This is a genomic window from Marinobacter changyiensis (genome assembly GCF_009193265.1).
In the GTDB taxonomy this organism is placed as follows: Bacteria; Pseudomonadota; Gammaproteobacteria; order Pseudomonadales; family Oleiphilaceae; genus Marinobacter; species Marinobacter changyiensis.
In genome coordinates, this window is sequence record NZ_VZZZ01000005.1 from 134,600 (window position 1) to 153,577 (window position 18,978).

Annotated in this window: 17 protein-coding genes; 7 read left to right on the top strand and 10 right to left on the bottom strand. The window is 57.0% G+C overall.

The window, feature by feature from the left end; all coding sequences use genetic code 11:
* Nucleotides 1-39: 39 nt before the first annotated feature.
* The 3 genes from pyrH to rpsB all read right to left on the bottom strand — a co-directional run bounded on the left by pyrH (nt 40) and on the right by rpsB (nt 2,815).
* A complete protein-coding gene (pyrH, locus tag F6Y09_RS14085; protein WP_152207572.1) occupies nt 40-789 on the bottom strand; it encodes a UMP kinase in 750 nt (249 codons plus the stop codon).
* 235 nt (nt 790-1,024) lie between these two features.
* The gene (gene tsf / locus F6Y09_RS14090; RefSeq protein WP_152207573.1) at nt 1,025-1,894 is read right to left on the bottom strand and encodes a translation elongation factor Ts; all 870 of its coding nucleotides are present in this window, start codon (nt 1,892-1,894) and stop codon (nt 1,025-1,027) included.
* 171 nt (nt 1,895-2,065) lie between these two features.
* Nucleotides 2,066-2,815, bottom strand: a complete 750-nt coding sequence (gene rpsB, locus F6Y09_RS14095; RefSeq protein ID WP_152207574.1) for a 30S ribosomal protein S2 — start codon at nt 2,813-2,815, stop codon at nt 2,066-2,068.
* 301 nt (nt 2,816-3,116) lie between these two features.
* Here rpsB and map point away from each other — a divergent pair, with 301 nt between their 5' ends.
* From map to dapE, 6 genes are all read left to right on the top strand, one after another.
* Nucleotides 3,117-3,887: a type I methionyl aminopeptidase gene (map, locus tag F6Y09_RS14100; RefSeq protein WP_152207575.1), complete on the top strand. Its 771-nt coding sequence runs from the start codon at nt 3,117-3,119 to the stop codon at nt 3,885-3,887.
* Nucleotides 3,888-6,533, top strand: coding sequence for a [protein-PII] uridylyltransferase (locus F6Y09_RS14105; RefSeq protein ID WP_152207576.1), 2,646 nt, complete (start codon nt 3,888-3,890; stop codon nt 6,531-6,533).
* Nucleotides 6,530-7,738, top strand: coding sequence for a succinyldiaminopimelate transaminase (gene dapC / locus F6Y09_RS14110; RefSeq protein WP_152207577.1), 1,209 nt, complete (start codon nt 6,530-6,532; stop codon nt 7,736-7,738). The genes F6Y09_RS14105 and dapC overlap by 4 nt, the downstream gene beginning before the upstream one ends.
* Nucleotides 7,735-8,073 (top strand): ArsC family reductase, encoded by a 339-nt coding sequence (locus tag F6Y09_RS14115; RefSeq protein WP_152207578.1) that lies wholly within the window; start codon nt 7,735-7,737, stop codon nt 8,071-8,073. Before dapC ends, F6Y09_RS14115 begins: the two co-directional genes overlap by 4 nt.
* 74 nt (nt 8,074-8,147) lie before the next feature.
* A complete protein-coding gene (gene dapD, locus F6Y09_RS14120; RefSeq protein ID WP_152207579.1) occupies nt 8,148-9,176 on the top strand; it encodes a 2,3,4,5-tetrahydropyridine-2,6-dicarboxylate N-succinyltransferase in 1,029 nt (342 codons plus the stop codon).
* 76 nt (nt 9,177-9,252) lie between these two features.
* Nucleotides 9,253-10,383 (top strand): succinyl-diaminopimelate desuccinylase, encoded by a 1,131-nt coding sequence (gene dapE, locus F6Y09_RS14125; RefSeq protein WP_152207580.1) that lies wholly within the window; start codon nt 9,253-9,255, stop codon nt 10,381-10,383.
* Nucleotides 10,384-10,506: 123 nt separating this feature from the next.
* On the opposite strand, the gene F6Y09_RS14130 is transcribed toward dapE, so the two are convergent.
* On the bottom strand, nt 10,507-10,725 hold the full coding sequence (locus tag F6Y09_RS14130) for a SlyX family protein (RefSeq protein ID WP_152207581.1): 219 nt from the start codon (nt 10,723-10,725) through the stop codon (nt 10,507-10,509).
* A 219-nt stretch (nt 10,726-10,944) separates the two neighbouring features.
* On the opposite strand from F6Y09_RS14130, the gene F6Y09_RS20710 reads away from it, so the two are divergent.
* On the top strand, nt 10,945-11,526 hold the full coding sequence (locus F6Y09_RS20710; RefSeq protein ID WP_152207582.1) for a cold-shock protein: 582 nt from the start codon (nt 10,945-10,947) through the stop codon (nt 11,524-11,526).
* 182 nt (nt 11,527-11,708) lie between these two features.
* On the opposite strand, the gene F6Y09_RS14140 is transcribed toward F6Y09_RS20710, so the two are convergent.
* The 6 genes from F6Y09_RS14140 to F6Y09_RS14165 all read right to left on the bottom strand — a co-directional run bounded on the left by F6Y09_RS14140 (nt 11,709) and on the right by F6Y09_RS14165 (nt 18,881).
* A complete protein-coding gene (locus tag F6Y09_RS14140) occupies nt 11,709-12,086 on the bottom strand; it encodes a hypothetical protein (protein WP_152207583.1) in 378 nt (125 codons plus the stop codon).
* 33 nt (nt 12,087-12,119) lie between these two features.
* Nucleotides 12,120-13,445, bottom strand: coding sequence for a hypothetical protein (locus F6Y09_RS14145; protein ID WP_152207584.1), 1,326 nt, complete (start codon nt 13,443-13,445; stop codon nt 12,120-12,122).
* 79 nt (nt 13,446-13,524) lie between these two features.
* Nucleotides 13,525-14,931, bottom strand: a complete 1,407-nt coding sequence (locus F6Y09_RS14150) for a mannose-1-phosphate guanylyltransferase/mannose-6-phosphate isomerase (RefSeq protein ID WP_152207585.1) — start codon at nt 14,929-14,931, stop codon at nt 13,525-13,527.
* Nucleotides 14,932-15,357: 426 nt separating this feature from the next.
* Nucleotides 15,358-15,726: a histone-like nucleoid-structuring protein, MvaT/MvaU family gene (locus F6Y09_RS14155; RefSeq protein WP_152207586.1), complete on the bottom strand. Its 369-nt coding sequence runs from the start codon at nt 15,724-15,726 to the stop codon at nt 15,358-15,360.
* A 281-nt stretch (nt 15,727-16,007) separates the two neighbouring features.
* Nucleotides 16,008-17,270, bottom strand: a complete 1,263-nt coding sequence (gene tviB / locus F6Y09_RS14160) for a Vi polysaccharide biosynthesis UDP-N-acetylglucosamine C-6 dehydrogenase TviB (RefSeq protein WP_152207587.1) — start codon at nt 17,268-17,270, stop codon at nt 16,008-16,010.
* A gap of 138 nt (nt 17,271-17,408) precedes the next feature.
* Nucleotides 17,409-18,881, bottom strand: coding sequence for an MBL fold metallo-hydrolase RNA specificity domain-containing protein (locus tag F6Y09_RS14165; RefSeq protein ID WP_152207588.1), 1,473 nt, complete (start codon nt 18,879-18,881; stop codon nt 17,409-17,411).
* Between the last annotated feature and the right edge of the window lie 97 nt (nt 18,882-18,978).

Here is an 18,978-nt window from a genome sequence, read left to right on the forward strand (position 1 = left end):
TCTTTCACTAAGCGTTGCTGCCGGGCGCCACTTTGCGCCTCAGCTCTCGGGGTTGTCGCCACCCTCAATCAGGGTTCCTTCGTTTTCACCCACTACGATTCGGGTCAAAACGCCGGGTTTGTTCATATTGAATACGCGTACCGGCATGCTCTGGTCACGACACAGGCATATTGCGGTCAGATCCATCACGCCCAGCTTCTTGTCCAGCACTTCATCGTAGGTCAGGCGCTCGTATTTTTGAGCCGACGGATCTTTCACCGGATCCGCAGAGTATACACCGTCCACCTTGGTTGCCTTCAGTACCACGTCTGCTTCGATTTCAATGCCGCGAAGGCAGGCCGCAGAATCGGTGGTAAAAAACGGATTGCCGGTGCCCGCGCAGAAAATAACCACATCGCCGTCTTTCAGATCACGCAAGGCCCGGCGCCGGTCATAATGCTCAACCACACCACTCATGGGAATCGCCGACATGACGCTGGTGCGGATATTGCACCGCTCCAGGGCATCCCGCATGGCCAGGCCATTCATGACAGTCGCCAGCATGCCCATGTGGTCCCCTGTCACCCGGTCCATGCCAGCGGCATTCAGGGCGGCACCCCGGAACAGGTTGCCGCCGCCGATCACCAGGCCGACCTGCACGCCAATACCGATCAAGGCGCCGATTTCAAGCGCCATCCGGTCGAGTACTTTGGGGTCAATTCCGAAATCGTGGTCCCCCATCAGCGCTTCACCGCTGAGTTTGAGCAAAACACGTTTGTATCTGGGCTGGGTGCCTGACTGCTTTGCCATGATGCTGCGTCCCCTTTGTTCATGGTGTCCTGACGGACAATGACTCAGTGGGCAGACCGGGCGGGGAAAACCTCTCTCCGACAGGCCGGGCCGGTATCTGACATCCCTCTCGGCCGGTTGACGGCAAAAAGGCTATCTCAGATACGAGCCCGCCACGAGGGCCGGGAGATCCCGACTCACGTGGCAGACAATATTGGCTGCCAGGCAGTGATGCCCTGCCAGCCAATCAGGAACATCAGGACTTGCTGGAGCCAGCTGCTGCTGCAACCTCGGCCGCAAAATCCACTGTTTCCCTTTCAATACCTTCGCCCACTTCAATGCGCACGAAGCTGGACAGCTCGCCGCCGTTGCTCTTGACCAGAGCACCAACGGTCTGCTCCGGGTTTTTGACGAACGGCTGGTCAACCAGGCTGTTTTCCTTCAGGAACTTGCCAATCCGGCCGGCCATCATCTTCTCGACAATTTCTGCCGGCTTGCCTGCCATGTCGGGCTGGGCACGGATGATGTCCTTTTCCTGCTCGACTTCGTCCTGGGGCATGTCTTCGCCACGGGCAACGCGCGGGTTAACCGCGGCGACGTGCATGGCGATATCACGGGCAACTTCAGAATCCCCGGCGGTCAGGGCGACCACGGCAGCGATCTTGTTGTTGCTGTGCACGTAGCCATCAACCACGGCGCCTTCAACCTTGACGACACGACGCACGGTGACGTTTTCGCCAATCTTCTGGACCAGGGCTTCCCGCTTGCTCTCAAGGTCACCGGCCATCAGCTTGGCAACGTCGGTTTCGTCATTGGCAAAGGCTGTGTCCAGCACTTCGCGCACGAAATCCAGGAAGTTATCGTCACGGGCCACGAAGTCGGTTTCGGAGTTCACTTCAAGAATGAACGCACGGGTGTTGTCGTCAGACACTTTCACCAGGGCAACGCCTTCCGCAGCGGTACGGCCTGCTTTCTTGGCAGCCTTGAGGCCGGAAGACTTACGCATGTTCTCGATTGCTGCGTCGACATCGCCCTCGCTCTCGACCAGTGCTTTTTTGCACTCCATCATGCCAAGACCGGTACGCTCACGCAGCTCTTTGACCATTGCAGCGGTAATTGCAGCCATGTTCAATCCTCTTATTTCAGAAATCCGGAATCTGCACCGGCGCGATGCCGGTACAACCTTTAATGATTGTCTGCTTAAAGAAAGGGGGACCGGAGAATACCCCTGAGCCCCCTCTCTGGCGCTGAAACAGAATCAGCAAACAACGCTCAATGCAGTGTAAAGCCGCAGGCCTTATTCGGCTGCAGGCGCTGCACCCGCAACGTCTTCGCTGACTTCAACGAATTCATCCGCGCCGGTGCCGGCAGTTGATGCTTCAATGCAGGTGTCGGCAACGGCTTTCACGTAGATCTGGATCGCACGGATAGCATCGTCATTGCCCGGAATGACGTAATCAACGCCGTCCGGATCACTGTTGGTATCGACAATGCCGATAACCGGGATGCCCAGCTTGTTGGCTTCCTTGATCGCAATCCGCTCGTGGTCAACGTCGATCACGAACAGTGCGTCAGGCAGGCCGCCCATATCCTTGATACCGCCAATGCTGCGCTCAAGCTTGTCCATTTCACGGGTACGCTCGAGAGCTTCTTTCTTGGTCAGCTTGTCGAAGGTACCGTCCTGGCTCTGGGTTTCCAGCTCACGGTAACGACGGATAGACTGACGAATGGTCTTGTAGTTGGTCAGCATGCCACCCAACCAGCGGTGGTTTACATAAGGCTGGCCAGCACGGTCTGCTTCTTCCTTGATAACCTTCGCTGCTGCACGTTTGGTGCCGACGAAGAGAACCTTGTTCTTGCTGTTAGCCAGCTTCTGAACAAAATCCAGCGCTTCGTTAAACGCAGGAACGGTCTGTTCAAGGTTGATGATGTGAATCTTGTTGCGGGAGCCGAAGATGAACTTCGACATTTTCGGGTTCCAGTAACGGGTCTGGTGACCGAAGTGAGCACCTGCCTTGAGCAGGTCACGCATATTTACCTGAGCCATGATATTTACCTTGTTAGCTTCGGGTTAGTCCTCCACACGTCCAATTGCCCAAACCTTTCTCCACTGCAATGGAAGCCAGGCACCCTGGAACAACGTGTCGACGCGTGTGCGAATTTGCCTGAGTGTGACCGGAAGATCACCGCTCGGCGGGCGCGTTTATACCATATTTGCAGCCGGGAGCGCCAGATTTTTTGGCCTGAACATCTTGGTCGGCTAACGGTAGGCCCGACCGAGTTGGTCCTTGTACCTCAGCCGCCCGCCCCCTAAAATGAGCGACTGATTCAAGTTAACGGGATTTCCCATGCAGGTATCGATTAAGACCCCGGAAGAGATCGAAAAAATGCGCGTAGCGGGCCGGCTGGCCTCTGAGGTGCTCGAGATGATTGGCGAGCACGTCAAGCCCGGCGTGACCACCGAAGAGCTCGACCGGATCTGTCACGAGTACATCGTCAATGTCCAGGAGGCCATTCCGGCCCCGTTAAACTATAAAGGGTTCCCGAAGTCGATCTGTACGTCCGTGAACCATGTGATCTGCCACGGCATCCCCAGTGACAAGAAAATCCTCAAAAACGGCGACATTCTCAATATCGATGTGACCGTCATAAAAGATGAGTTCCACGGCGATACCAGCAAGATGTTTTTTGTCGGCGAGCCCAAGATCGCTGCGGAGCGCCTGGTACGCATCACCCAGGAATGCCTCTATAAAGGCATCGAGTTGGTCAGGCCCGGTGCCCGCCTGGGGGATATCGGCCATGTCATCCAGCAGCACGCCGAAAAGAACCGATATTCCGTGGTCCGGGAATATTGCGGCCACGGCATTGGCCGGGTGTTCCATGAGGAGCCCCAGGTCATGCATTACGGTCGCCCCGGCACCGGGCTGGAGCTCAAAGAAGGCATGACCTTCACCATCGAGCCGATGATCAACCAGGGCAAAAAAGACTGCAAACTGCTGCCGGACGACTGGACCGTGGTGACCAAGGACCACAAACTATCCGCCCAGTGGGAACACACCATTCTGGTCACCGCAGACGGTTACGAAGTACTGACAAAACGTACAGAAGAAGCGTTTTAAGTGACTCAAGCCGCCCTGGAATCCCGTATTCGCAGTGAACCATCCCCCGTGGTTGCGGCCAGGGAACTGCTGCGGGAGGCCTACAATACCGATGCAGAGGCTTTCAGGAACGGAGCGGACGTTCGGGAGCTGGTCCGTCACAGGGCGGATACGGTGGATCAGGTGTTGCGTTTGATCTGGTGCCGCTACCCGTTTGCAGAATCCGGCGATATCTCGCTGATCGCAGTGGGCGGTTACGGTCGCGGGGAACTGCATCCCCATTCCGACATCGACCTGCTGATCCTGACCCGGGACGGCGTGCGCGAAGCCTGGCAGGAAGACCTGAGTGCCTTTGTCACCCTGCTATGGGATTTGAGACTCGACATCGGGCACAGCGTGCGCAGCATCGAAGAGAGCAAACAAGCCGCCCGAGACGACGTCACCATTCTCACCAACCTGCTGGAAACACGCACCATTGCAGGCCCTGATGAACTCCGGGCAACCCTGAGCGAGGATGTCTACGAAGACGACGTCAGCTCTGACCGCGACTACTTTATTGCCAAGCGTGAAGAACAGAAACGGCGGCATCAGAAGTACGGCGACACCGAATACAATCTGGAACCCAACGTCAAAGGGTCCCCCGGCGCATTGAGAGACATCCAGACCATCGGCTGGATTACCAAGCGCCACTTTGGCCTGCAAAGCATCGCCGATCTCACCCGTTTCAGCATCCTGACGGAAGAGGAATACCAGATTCTGTTTCAGGGCGAGACCTTTCTCTGGCAGCTTCGCTACGGGCTGCAGCTGATTGCCGACCGCAATGAAAACCGGCTGCTGTTCGATCACCAGCGGGCTCTGGCCGAAATGCTGGGCTACCGGGATGAAGGCAAACGTCTCGGTGTTGAGCTGATGATGCAGGCTTATTACCGCACCGTACTGTCCCTGGCCGAGCTGGCCGACGTGATTCTCCAGTATTACGACGAGGCCATCCTGGACACCGAGGGCCAGGAAGTTATCCGGCCCCTGAACAAGCGCTTCCAGACCCGCAACAACTACATCGAGGCGGTCAATAATCAGGTGTTCGCCTACGCGCCCTACGCCATCCTGGAAATTTTTGTGCTGATGGCCCAGCACCCGGAAATCAAGGGTATTCGGGCGACCACCATCCGTTCACTGCGGGCACACCGGCACCTGATCGATGACGCCTTCCGCTCCGACCTGGCGGTCACCTCCCTGTTCATGGAGCTGCTGAAAACACCCCATGAGCTGGACCAGACCCTGTCCCACATGAAGAAGTACAGCGTGCTGGGTCGCTACCTGCCAGAGTTCGGCGACATCATCGGTCAGATGCAGTACGACCTGTTCCACATCTACACCGTCGATGCCCACACCCTGAGGGTCATCCGGAACATGGTGCGACTTGGCAGACCGGAAGCCCGCAAGGACTGCCCGCTCGCTTCCCGCCTGGTTCACAGGCTGCCAAAACTGGAAGTGCTGTACATCGCCGGTCTTTATCACGATATCGCCAAGGGCCGCGGGGGTGACCACTCGGAGCTGGGCGCGGTTGACGCGATAGAATTTTGCAAGCGCCACCACCTGAGTGCACGGGATACCCAGCTGATCGCCTGGCTGGTGGAAAACCACCTGCTGATGTCCATGACCGCCCAGCGCAAGGACATTTCAGACCCGGACATTATCAACGGGTTTGCCCGCGCCGTACCCAGCCAGGTGCACCTGGATTATCTCTATGTGATGACCGTGTGCGACATCAGCGCCACCAACCCCAAGCTCTGGAACACCTGGCGCGCCTCTCTGCTGAGGCAGCTTTACATTGAGACCAAACTGGCGCTGCGTCGGGGCACCGAGACCCCCGTGGATCGCCAGGAATGGGTCCGCGCGACCCAGTCCGAAGCCCGGGAAATCCTGCACGCCCAGAACATGTCCGACGAGCAGATTGATCACCTGTGGGACACCCTGGACGAGGAATACTTCCTGCAGGATTCCACCGTCGATATCGCCTGGCAGACGGCCGCGATCATCCGCCATGGCGATGATCCGGACCCCCTGGTACTGATCCGCGACACCAAAGGCGGGCCGACCGACGGCTATTCCCAGATCATTATCTATGTCAAAGACCGGGTAGCACTGTTCGCCGCCACCACGGCCGTACTGGAGCAACTGAACCTGAACATCGTCGATGCCCGCATCAGTTCCAGCGAAGGCCCCTATTCCATCAGTGCGTATGTGGTGCTGGATGAACAGGGCCAGCCTCTGGGCAACGACCCGGCGCGCAAAGAACGCGTGCGGAAACGGCTGATTGAGGAGCTGGATGACCCGAATGATTATCCGGACATTATTCATCGGCGCACGCCCAGGCAGCTCAAGCATTTTGCCTTCCCGACCGAGGTGACGCTCTCCAACGACACCTTCAACCAGCGTACCGTTATCGAGGTCATTACCCCGGACCGGCCCGGTCTGCTGGCGCGGGTTGGACGGGTATTACTGGAGCACCGGGTCAAACTGACCAATGCCAAAATCGCCACCCTCGGCGAGCGCGTGGAAGACGTCTTCTTTGTGACGGACGAGCACGGCAACGCGATCAGTGACCCGGCGATCTGCCAGGCCCTGCAACAGAATTTGTGTACCATGCTGGACGACACCCAATGAACCCCAATCTGTCCCGTCTTCACCCTTATCCGTTTGAGAAACTCGCCAAACTCAAAAAAGAGGTGGTGCCGCCCTCACACCTGTCAGCGATTTCATTAGGCATTGGTGAGCCAAAACATCCGGCACCGGAATTTGTCAAACAGGTGATTGCGGATAATCTCGACCGACTGTCCAATTATCCCACCACCGGCGGCATTCCCGAGCTGCGACAGGCTATTGCCGACTGGGCGACACGGCGCTTCCAGCTGACGGCGGGCACACTGACGCCGCAAGCCCATGTCGTGCCTGTGAACGGCACCCGTGAAGGCATTTTCTCGCTGGTCCAATCGGTGATAGACAGCAGCAAGCCCGCGACCGTGGTGAGCCCCAATCCGTTTTACCAGATCTACGAGGGTGCCGCTCTGCTCGCCGGTGCGACGCCTCACTATCTGGCCTGCGATGGCAGCAACGGTTTTATTCCGGATTTTGGCGCAGTGCCGGCGTCGGTATGGCAAGAGTGCCAGATTCTGTTTCTCTGCTCCCCCGGCAATCCCAGCGGAGCGGTTATTCCCCGTGAGGTGCTGGCCCAGGTGATTGAGCTCGCCGACCGGTACAATTTCGTGGTGGCCTCAGACGAGTGCTATTCGGAACTTTACCCGGACGAAAGCCACCCGCCAGAGGGCCTGCTGCAAGCCTGCGCCGCCCTTGGCAGGGACGACTACGCCCGCTGCATCGTCTTTCACAGCCTCTCCAAGCGCAGTAACTTGCCAGGCATGCGTTCCGGCTTTGTGGCCGGAGATGCCGGCATTCTGAAAGACTACCTGCGCTATCGGACCTACCACGGCTCCGCCATGCCGGTTCAACACCAGCTGGCCAGCATTGCCGCCTGGCAGGACGAAGACCACGTGCGTGAAAACCGGGTCGCCTACCGGGCAAAATTCGAAGCCGTCGTTCCCATCCTGCAGCGGGTCATGAAGGTGGACTTTCCGGACGCAGGTTTTTATCTCTGGCCGGAAACCCCGGGCCTGGATGATGAAACCTTCGCCAAGGAATTGTCGGCGCAGCAGAATGTCCACGTGCTCCCGGGCCGTTATCTCTCCCGTACCGTTGACGGCTACAATCCGGGTGAGAACCGGGTACGGATGGCCCTGGTGGCACCGCTGGAGGAGTGTGTCGAGGCGGCACACCGCATCGTGACCTTTGTAAAAGGGTTTAATCAGGCATGAAACTTTACGGCATCAGGAACTGCGACACCGTGAAAAAAGCCCGCAAGTGGCTGGATGAGTCTGGCGTCGCCTATGAATTCCACGATTTCAAAAAAGACGGCCTGAGCCCTGAATTGCTCGAACGTTGGGAGCAGGCGGTCGGCTGGGAAGGGTTAATCAACCGCCGCGGCACCAGCTGGCGTAAATTGCCGAACGAGGTTCGTGATAACATCAGCGCCCGGTCAGCCCATGACGCCATGCTTGCTAACCCGTCCATGATCAAACGGCCGGTGGTGGAACTGGGCAATGACGTGCTGGTCGGCTTCAACGCTGACGAGTGGGCCGGGCGTTTCTGACACGGTCCGCCGCAAACCATTTTATTTTTCAGACAGACCATTATCTATCTAACTATTGAGGAGCAACCCCAGCTATGAGCTTTGCATTCGGAATCGGTATCGGAACCCAGAACAATCAGGGCGAATGGCTGGAAGTGTATTACCAGCAGCCGGTGCTGATGCCCGATGCGAGCCTGGCAGAGGCAGCCCGCAAGGTTCTGGAATACTCAGGCGGCAATCAGGCGATCCAGGCCACCGCGGCGCAACTGTCCGAGCTGGCTGACGCCTTCGAGCAATGCGGCCAGCATGATCAGGCCAGGCTCGCCAAGCAGGCGGCAGGCAGCCATCGCCCGGTCGTGGTGACACTGTTGGAGACCGACGATACCGCCTCCAGCACACCCGAGGTTTATCTTAAACTTCATCTGATTTCCCATCGCATGGCGAAACCCCACGGTTTGAAACTGGATGGCATCTTTGGCCAGCTGCCGAATCTGGCCTGGACCAACGAGGGCGCGATCGACCTCAACGAGCTTGCAGGCCGCCAGCTGCAGGCACGCCTTGAAGGCCGCCTCCTTGAAGTGAAATCAGTCGACAAGTTCCCCCAGATGACCGACTACGTGGTGCCCAAGGGCGTTCGGATCGCCGACACTGCCCGGGTCCGTCTTGGCGCCTACGTGGGCGAAGGCACCACCGTCATGCATGAAGGCTTCATCAACTTCAACGCCGGCACCGAGGGCACCAGCATGATCGAAGGCCGCATCTCGGCGGGCGTTATGGTTGGCCAGGGTTCTGATCTGGGTGGCGGCTGCTCCACCATGGGCACGCTCTCCGGCGGCGGCAACATCATCATTTCCGTGGGCGAAAACTGCCTGATCGGCGCCAACTCCGGCATTGGTATCCCGCTTGGGGATCGCAGCACCGTCGAAGCGGGCCTGTACATCACCGCCGGCACCAAAGTCGCGCTGCTCGATGATAAGAACGCGCTGGTGGAAATCGTCAAGGCCCGTGACCTGGCCGGCAAACCGGACTTGCTGTTCCGCCGTAATTCCCAGACCGGCGCCGTGGAGTGCAAGACCAATCGCACCGCCATCGAGCTGAACGAGCAGTTGCACGCTAACAACTGATCAGGCACTCCCCAATAGAAAAGCCCGCTGCGCCAGGGAAGGCGCAGACCAAACATTCCGCTATCTGGATAACCCCATGCCCAACTCCCCCACCCTCGACCTCGCCATTGACCTGATCCAGCGCCGCTCGGTAACGCCGGATGACGAGGGCTGCCAGGCCTTGATGATGTCGCGCCTGGAGCCGCTCGGATTCATCGGCGAGTCCATGCGTTTTGGCGATGTCGACAACCTGTGGGCACGTAGGGGCAAGGCAGGCCCGGTACTGGCGTTTGCGGGGCACACCGACGTGGTGCCCACCGGCCCGGAGAACAACTGGTCGCACCCGCCGTTTGAAGCCGCCATTCGCGAGGGTTACCTGTTTGGCCGCGGCGCCGCCGACATGAAAGGCAGCCTGGCGGCCTTCGTCACCGCCTGTGAGCGGTTTGTGGCCAGGCACCCGGACCACAAGGGCTCTATCGCACTGTTGATTACCAGCGATGAAGAAGGCCCGGCCCACAGCGGCACGGTCAAAGTGGTGGAAGCACTGGAAGCCCGCAATGAGAAAATGGACTGGTGCCTGATCGGCGAGCCGTCCAGTACCCATCATGTGGGTGATGTCATCAAGAATGGCCGCCGGGGTTCCCTGCACGGCTATCTGACAGTGAAGGGCATCCAGGGTCACGTGGCCTACCCCCACCTGGCGGAAAACCCCGTTCACACTGCCGCGCCTGCACTGACCGCGCTGACCAGCGAGCACTGGGATGAGGGCAACACTTTCTTCCCTGCCACCACCTTCCAGATCACCCGGGTCGAAGCCGGCACCGGCAGCAACGTGATCCCCGGGGAAATGCTGGTGCACTTCAACTTCCGCTACTGCACCGAGAACACCGCCGACACCCTGAAAGCCCGCGTGCTGGACATCCTGGACAACCACGGCGTCAAATACGACCTCCAGTGGCACCTGAGCGGCGAACCCTTCCTCACTGACCGGGGCGCCTTGGTAGACGCCGCCCAAACCGCCATCAAAGCCGTCACCGGCCGCGACACCGAACTCTCCACCTCCGGCGGCACCTCCGACGGACGTTTCATAGCCCCCACCGGCGCCCAGGTCGTCGAACTCGGCCCCATCAACGCCACCATCCACAAAATCGACGAATGCGTAAAAGCCGAAGACCTCGACACCCTGTCCGCGATCTATGAGCAAATGTTGGCGGAGTTGTTGGCGTAAAAAATACCCCAGGTCAAAATTGAAATTCCCATTGTAGGAGCGGTTTCAACCGCGAAAAATGCCCGCGGCCTCGCACCGATTCGCGACTGAAGTCGCTCCTTCATTGAGCACTTATTTCCTCTTTCAATAATGCGGCGGCGGGCCTTCCTCTTCTTCGCTTCGGATATTGGAGGGTGAGATCTCCGAGAGTTGCTTGTTGAGGTGTTGTTTGGCCTCCCAGAGCTTGCGGATGTCCAGCTCCTGCTGGGCTACTTGGTGATTCAGGGCGTTGATGGTGTCGTCCTGAAAGGCCAGCCGGGTTTCCAGCTCGTCCAGCCGTGCTTCTATACGGTCTTTATTCATGGCGCTTTTCAACCTCTTGCCAGATTGGGAAGAGGTTCCTTGGTCAGTGTTTGGGGTTATCTGGTATCATGCCGCTTTTGCGCCGCCGGCTCTTTCGCTTATGCGGACGATAAGGCGGTTTTCATCGACCGTGTAGCCAGGGCAGCTTTTTGATTCTCCAAGTTTACCTGATACACGGTTTTTATTGTTTTTTGTCGATTTATGGAGAGTACCTCGTCAATGCGTAATCCAGCTAAAGCGATCCTTTTAGCCATTCTGATCGCAATTCCCGCACCTTTTATCCTTGGTTTTTTGTTGGTGAATTTCACCCCCGAAGTTTTCCTGGCGCTTTCCCAGTCCGGCTCAAGTGATCAGGGCGGCAGCACAACCTATGTTCTTGGCAGCGCCCAGGGCATTGCCGCCTATGTTATTACCTTCGTTCTGTTCGCTATTGCCGGTTTTCTGACCTATGCCTTTACCCAACGCAAAGCGTCCGTATCCGCGCCAGCTTCCGCCAACGCTCCTCGGCGCCAGGCTCAGGCCGCACCGGCTCAGAGCGACGAGTTTTATGATGACGAAGGTGACGCTGACTACGACGACGACAGCCCGGAAGGTGATGAAGAAGGCACCGTGAAGTGGTTCAACGTCAAGAAAGGCTTCGGTTTTATTGTCCGTGACAGTGGTGATGAAGTATTCGTACATTTCCGCGCGATTCGTGGCCGTGGGCGTCGGGTGTTGCGTCAGGGCCAGTTGGTCCGGTTTACCGTGGTGGAGGCCGATAAGGGTCTGCAGGCGGATAATGTGTCCATTTTGAGTGACTGAATTGTGGTTGGAATTGCTCCAGCATCCCAGACTTTGGGGTGGCTGGGGGAATTTCGCGGTTGAAACCGCTCCTACCAAGGCGCCTCTGACTTTGGGTTGGCATGGACTTTTCGCGGTTGAAGTCGTTCCTACAGGGGCCTGTTGGGTGATGTAGGAACGGCTTCAGTCGCGAATCTTTCCGGCTAGTTCCAGACCACTCTCTGCTCTCCGCGCTCATCCAGGCGCCACCATTTGTCTTCTTCTACCGGATCACCTTCTTTCCAATCACCCGGGCTGCATCGGATTTCTGTTTCCATGGCGCGCCAGGCGCTGCGGGCGGCGTCGAGGTCGGTTGACCAGGGTAAGTGCGCGCCTTCCAGTATCAGGCAGGTAAAACGCTTACCAAAGGCGCCCGGATAGACGCTGATTTTTACCTGTTCCCCATGATATCGCCCTGCCCCCACAACCGCCTTGCCAGATACCACCTCGTCAGCCAGAGACAATTCTTCAAGATGGGCTTTCAGCCACTCTGAAAGGCTGTTGGCTTTAAGGTCACGAATATAAATTTCCAAATCCTGCACTCGGTGCATCTCCCGGCGTTTTGTGTAAGGGCGTCAACGTGTGAGTTCGTATTTTAAATCATCCACCGTCACCTGTCGCAGGGTGCCTGCTTCGCGGCGTTCATGCCAGCTTACTTCGGTTGCGGCCCGCTCCATGGCGGCCTGCTCGATGGCCTTCTCGAGCTCCCCGGTGAGTTGCTTACGGGCCATGGCGACCAGCAGCTGTCGTTGCAGGGTTTCCATCTCCGCTGCCAGGCGCTGGCTTTGCACCAGCCCTCGCTCCGCAACCAGGGCAACCCGTGCTGCGGCCTGGGACACCCACCCGATCACCTGGCCCGGAGTGAGTACCCGCTCCCTGTTCACGCCTACGCAACCGGCCGCGGAACTGGCAAATCTCAGGGCCGTTAGCGGGAGTTCAACCTGCCACTGGTGTTCAATGACTGACTGATGAGCCGACAGAATCGCCAGGTTCTGAAAGCTGTTCGCCGGCGGCATGACAATCGTCGTCAGGCGTCGCCCGGTCCGGCATTCCAGCTCGTCGACACCATTATTGCTCTCGCCCTCACTGAGTAACAGAATAGCGCCCTCGTGGGCCGGGAGCAGTTGGCTGGCGACGCTCTGGCCATCGGCCATGAGCAAGGCGAGATCCGCCGGGGACATGTTGTCGAGGATCAACACCGGTTGCCGTGCGGCGCCATTCGCACCCGGGTAAGCGCACAGGCCAGAGGCCATGATGTCCGCCTCCCGCCGCAGATCCAGCATGATGAAGCCCTGATCTAACAGCCCCGTAAGGGATTGCAACCAGCTGGTTTTACCGCTACCTGTCGGGCCGGTGAGCCAAATCATGGCCCGGGGCCGGGCCGCCAGGGTAACTGCCACATCCTCTGCCAGCTGCAGCCAGGACGCGTCGGTGACCACCACAGGCACGGGAACCTGCGCGGTCGGGACCTCCTCCTCACCCGGCTCCAGCACTTCATCAAACGGCCAGTGACCCACTTGCTCCAGCACGGCCACATAGGCCTTACCGGCCAGTCGGTCGGCATCATTAACCAGGGTTTTCAGCAGCAACGGCCAGTCGATCCAGGGCGTATGGGAGAGTTCGTTTGCGGTGGCAAACCAGTACTGGATCTGGGAAGACAACAGGCCTTCGCCGTTTACGGCGGTCACGATGGGCTGCTCACACTGCACCGTGCGGGTCAGCTCATCAATATCCACGCCACGGCGACGAAGAAACGAGGTGATCGACACGTCGCTGTCTATCAATGCCAGCAAAAAGTCTTCTACGGTGATTGCGAGGCCGCCCCGATCCAGCACATGCTTTTTGGCCTGCTGAAGCGCGGTTTGGCATAAGGGGCTGAGGCATCCTTGCCAGTCTTCCATAACATCTCCCTGTCAGTTTCCTATGGAGCCACCTTCCTGGCGGCCCCATTATCGTTTATTCAAAACCGTTAAAACGGACTCACACCCGGTTATAGGTATCCTGGAACCGGACAATATCATCCTCGCCCAGATAGCTGCCGGTCTGGACTTCAATCAGTTCCAGCGGAATCACACCGGGATTCGCCAGCCGGTGGGTCACGCCCAGCGGAATGTAGGTGGACTGGTCCTCGGTGAGCAACGTCTCACTCTCGCCACGGGTCACCATCGCGGTGCCTTTGACTACGACCCAGTGCTCGGCGCGATGATGGTGCTTCTGCAGAGACAGGGTCCCGCCGGGATTCACTACAATACGTTTAACCTGGAAGCGTTCGCTCAAGGCGATGCCTTCGTAGGTGCCCCAGGGCCGGTGAACCTTCTTGTGAAACCGATGTTCCTGACGACCCTGGGCCTTCACCTGGGCCACCAGCTTCTTAACTTCCTGCACCCGCGACCGGTCGGCCACCAGCACCACATCGTCGGTCTCGACAATAATATGGTCGCTGACCCCAAGGGCTGCAATCAGGCGGCCCTCAGAGTGGATATAACAGCCATGAACGTCTTCGGTGATGACATCACCCCGGCACACGTTGCCATTCTCGTCCTGGGGCTGTATTTCCCAGAGCGCGGACCAGGAGCCCACATCACTCCAGCCCGCATCGAGAGGCACCACTACAGCGTCACGGGTTTTTTCCATAACCGCGTAGTCGATGGAGTCATCCGGGCAGGCTTCAAAAGCCTCGCGCCCTACCCGCACAAAATCCAGGTCCGCCTTCTTCTCGCTGAACGCCTTGCGGCAAGCTGCCAGCATCAGTGGCTGGTGGCTCTCCAGTTCCTGCAGATACCGGTCCGCCCGGAACAGGAACATGCCGCTGTTCCAGAAGTAGTCGCCTTCGTCGAGATACCTCTGGGCCGTGGCCTCGTCCGGTTTTTCAACGAACGCTGCTACGTCGGAATAACCACCTTGGCTGGTGCCACCGCGAATATAACCGTAACCGGTATGGGGAGAGGAGGGAACGACGCCAAAAGTCACCAGTTTGCCGACCTTGGCCGCCTTGGCTCCGACGTCTACCGCCGCACGAAAAGCGTCCAGATTGCGCAGTACGTGGTCCGAAGGCATCACCAATAACAGCTCTTCCGGATTAACCTCAGCCGCCGCCAGGGCAGCCAGCGCAATAGCAGGCGCGGTGTTGCGACCCACAGGCTCAAGGATGATACCCGCTGTGCGACCTGAAGCCTGGGCCTGCAGGTGAGCGGCTACCACGAAACGATGGTCTTCGTTGGTAATGGCCATCACCCTGGCATCATCACTCAACGCCAGGCCGCGATTGATCGTCTCCGCCAGCAACGTCTCATCAGAAACCACAGGCAGAAACTGCTTGGGATAAGTTTCACGGGACAGCGGCCACAAACGGGTACCGGACCCACCGGATAAAATAACTGCGAGCATCAAGATCGTCCTTGGTTATGCGTTTCGAAGATTTTAACCGAAAGAGAATGAGAATTCCTTTAATCACCCGTAAACAAAACATAACACGCCGGCAAATATTTTGGGAAGGCGGTCTCGGATACATTGTAGAAGCGACTTCAGTCGCGAAAGGGGCATCGGCCTTGCAGAGATTTCGCGGTTGAAACCGCTCCTACAAGGGAAGGACCTGAGTGTAATGGTCCGATGAAAGCGGACACCAGCGCAAGTTGTAGTGGTCTGATGAAACCGGACACCAAAGCAAGTGGCAATTATTGTAGGAGCGACTTCAGTCGCGAAAAGGGTCTCGGCCTTGCAGAGATTTCGCGGTTAAAACCGCTCCTACAAGGGAAGGACCTGGTCATTCGAAGACTTCGCGGTTGAAACCGCTCCTACAATATATAGAGAGGCTTAGTCTAGCTGCCAGCTTTGGACTGTTTCCTTGCCGTGCTTTTCGCGCCACTCATTCAGGGTTTTGTGATTACCGCCGCGGGTTTTGACAATTTCACCGGTGTTCGGGTTTTTGTAGGTTTTCAGGGGGCGCTTTGGTCGGGTGCCTACGGTGCTGTCTGCTTTGGCGCCACTGATAGATGGGTCAATCGCTCCCAGAACCTGCAATACGTCTTTGGACGACTTGTCATACTCTTTCATCAGTTTGCGAACTTTTTCTTCAAACTCCAGTTCTCGCTTCAGAGAATTGTCCTGCTCAAGCTGATGCAGTTCTTCGGTGAGCTTTTCCATAAGCTGTTTTTTTTGATAGTAATCGTTAATCTTCGCCATGGATATTACCTTTGATCAATTAAAGCATCGAGAAAATGAAAGCGAGAATAAGATGCCCCGGTTGGCATAAATAAAAAAGGGGGCTCATCAAGTATCTGGCTGAACGGAATGATAAAACAATGGTTTTTATATCGCAATTTTAATTAACAAGACTAAACAAGATAGCGGACAATAAAAAAGGACAGGCGCATTAACGACTGTCCTTTTTACCGAGCCAACACCGCTGCCCCCACTTTTACCAAATCATATCAACGGGCGCACAATAAATAACCATTACTCAACTACAAACGCAAATCTGCGTCTCCCAACGGCAATATTCCTTTCAAGTCAAAAAGCACGCCCTGAGGCTTCAGGAAATCCCTGAATTCCGCCGGGGTCATTTCTGCGTATTCACGGTGTGGTACCGCAATAACCACGGCTTCGTACCCGCCCTTCTCCGGCTTGTCGATTAACGTCAAACCATATTCATGTTGTGCTTCGGCGTTATCCGCCCAGCAATCGGTCACGACCACATCACATCCAAATTCTCTCAGCTCCCGGATAACATCCACCACCCGGGTATTTCTCAAATCGGGACAATTTTCCTTGAACGTAAGCCCCATGATAAGAACCCGGGCATTCGCAATTTTCTGGCCCGATTTGATCATCGCTTTTATCAGTTCTGATGACGCATAAGCGCCCATATTATCGTTCACACGCCGGCCGGCCAGAATCATTTCCGGGTGGTAACCCACCGCCTGGGCTTTATGCGTCAGGTAATAGGGGTCGACACCGATACAATGCCCGCCAACCAGGCCTGGTTTGAAAGGCAGGAAGTTCCATTTAGTGCCCGCAGCGGCAAGAACTTCGTGAGTATCGATACCCAGTCGGGCGAAGATCATTGATAACTCATTCATCAGGGCGATATTCACATCCCGCTGGGTGTTTTCAATAACCTTGGCCGCTTCTGCCACTTTTATCGAGCTCGCTTTATGGGTACCTGCGGTGATAATACCCGCATATAAAGCATCTATTTCATCAGCGATGGCGGGGGTGGAACCGGACGTCACTTTTTTAATGGAAGTAACCCGGTGCTCCTTGTCCCCCGGGTTAATACGCTCCGGGCTGTAACCGGCGTAAAAATCCTGGTTGAACTTCAGCCCCGAGATTTTCTCAAGAATGGGCACACAGACTTCTTCGGTTGCACCGGGATAAACCGTGGATTCATAAATAACGATATCACCGGCTTTAAGCACTTTTCCTATAGTCTCACTCGCCTTGACCAGCGGTGTCAGATCCGGGGTTTTAAACTCATCAATGGGAGTCGGTACCGTCACGATATAAAACTGGCATTCACGAATTTCTTCCAGGTTGTCGGTAAACGACAACCCCGTGGACAGAGCCATTTCCGCTGTTGATACCTCACGGGTAAAATCAAAACCCTGCTTGAGTTCTGCTATACGCTTTACATTAATATCAAAACCGACCACCGAGCGTTTTTCACCAAACGCTGCAGCGAGCGGCAGCCCAACATACCCCAGGCCAACTACGGCAATATTCTTCATTTAACGGATTCCCTTTCTGTGAATAGCAGCCTTTGTATACTCAATGATCAAAGGCTGTCATAAATCTGTGCGGATTATCACGCATTTAAATGGTCAGATGCATTGCTATTCATTCATCTGCGGCGCTGAATGATCGTTTCATTGAGGTATCAACACACGGGAGGATACCGTTTCGTCAAAGCACTTTTTCAAGGCCTGCTTGGCGCCCACGTCCCCATGGACTATGCGAATTTCACCAGGAGCCTCGGCCATACCCGTTACAAAGCGAACCAGGTCTGACTGCCCCGCATGGGCCGAATAGCCGCCGACCTGATGAATGCGGGCGCCGATATCATAACGCTCATTATCCAGCATGACCCAGCCACCGCGAGGTCCATATTCAAGAATATCCCGCCCGGGCGTGCCAGCCGCCTGATAGCCAACAAAAAGTACATCGTTGCGGGGTTCATCCAGCATGGCCTTCAAATAGTTGACCACCCGACCCCCGGCACACATCCCCGATCCCGCCAGCACCACGCAAGGGCGATGAGTGCGCGCCAGGTACTCTACCGCATTCAGATGGTCCTTGTGATCATCAATCACCGTCAGCTGATCGAATGACAACGGATGCCGCCCACGCTGAACACGCGCCAGCGCTTCGGCATCCCAGAAATGTTTCAGCCGATCGTATATCCGGGTGAAGTTCGCCGCCAGCGGCGAATCCACCACGATTTCAAGTTTGGACCAGTCCAGAGGGGCTGCCGCTGATTCGTCGTTTGGGCCCGAATTTGCGGGAATAGTTTTCGCGACTGAAGTCGCTCCCGCAACACCCTCAGGGAGCTGGCCGAATTCGTGAATAATGCCCTCGATCTCGTAGAGCAGCTCCTGGGTCCGGCCAATGCTGAAAGCGGGGATGAGCACGGTGCCGCCATCGGCCAGAGCGTGTTCCAAGATGGCTTTCAGGCGCAGGCGGCGGGTTTCGCGGTCCTCGTGGTCTTTGTCGCCGTACGTGCTCTCGATCACCAGGCGGTCGCATCTCTCGGGAGGCGCCGGCTCGGGCAGCAGCGGCGCATGGGGTGCACCCAGGTCTCCACTGAATACGATACGCTCGACAGCCCCACCGGATTGAGCCTCACATTCCACATAAGCGGACCCCAGAATGTGCCCGGCTCTTTGTAAGCGTACCGACAGCGACGACTTGCCATTATCTGCTGAATCACCGAACACCGAATGCCACTGACCATAAGGCACCGGCACCACCCGGGAGCGGATCAGCCCCAACACCCGCTCAATCAGTGCGCGGTCCCTGGTGAAGCCAATCTTCAGGGCGTCCTCCAGAATCTCCGGCAACATCACGGCAGACGGCTCGGAACAGATTATCGGCCCCTCAAAGCCCGCCGCCAGCAAATACGGAATGCGTCCGACGTGGTCGATGTGGACGTGAGTTACAACCAGAGCGCGAATATGATCTATGGGGAAATCAATAGCCAGGCTATCAGCCCCGGCGCCGTTCCGTTCTTCCTCGCCCTGGAACAGGCCGCAATCAATCAGAACGCCGGACTCCCCAACCAGCAATTCATGACAGGAGCCAGTGACGCCGGAGGTGGCACCGTGGTGTTTGATGGTTATCATATTTAACGATCCTTGTTTAACAGGGTAAGTCCAGGGCTCCGCACGCTTATTTGTTTTTGTTACTTTTCGCGACTGAAGTCGCTCCTACAGGGAGGCT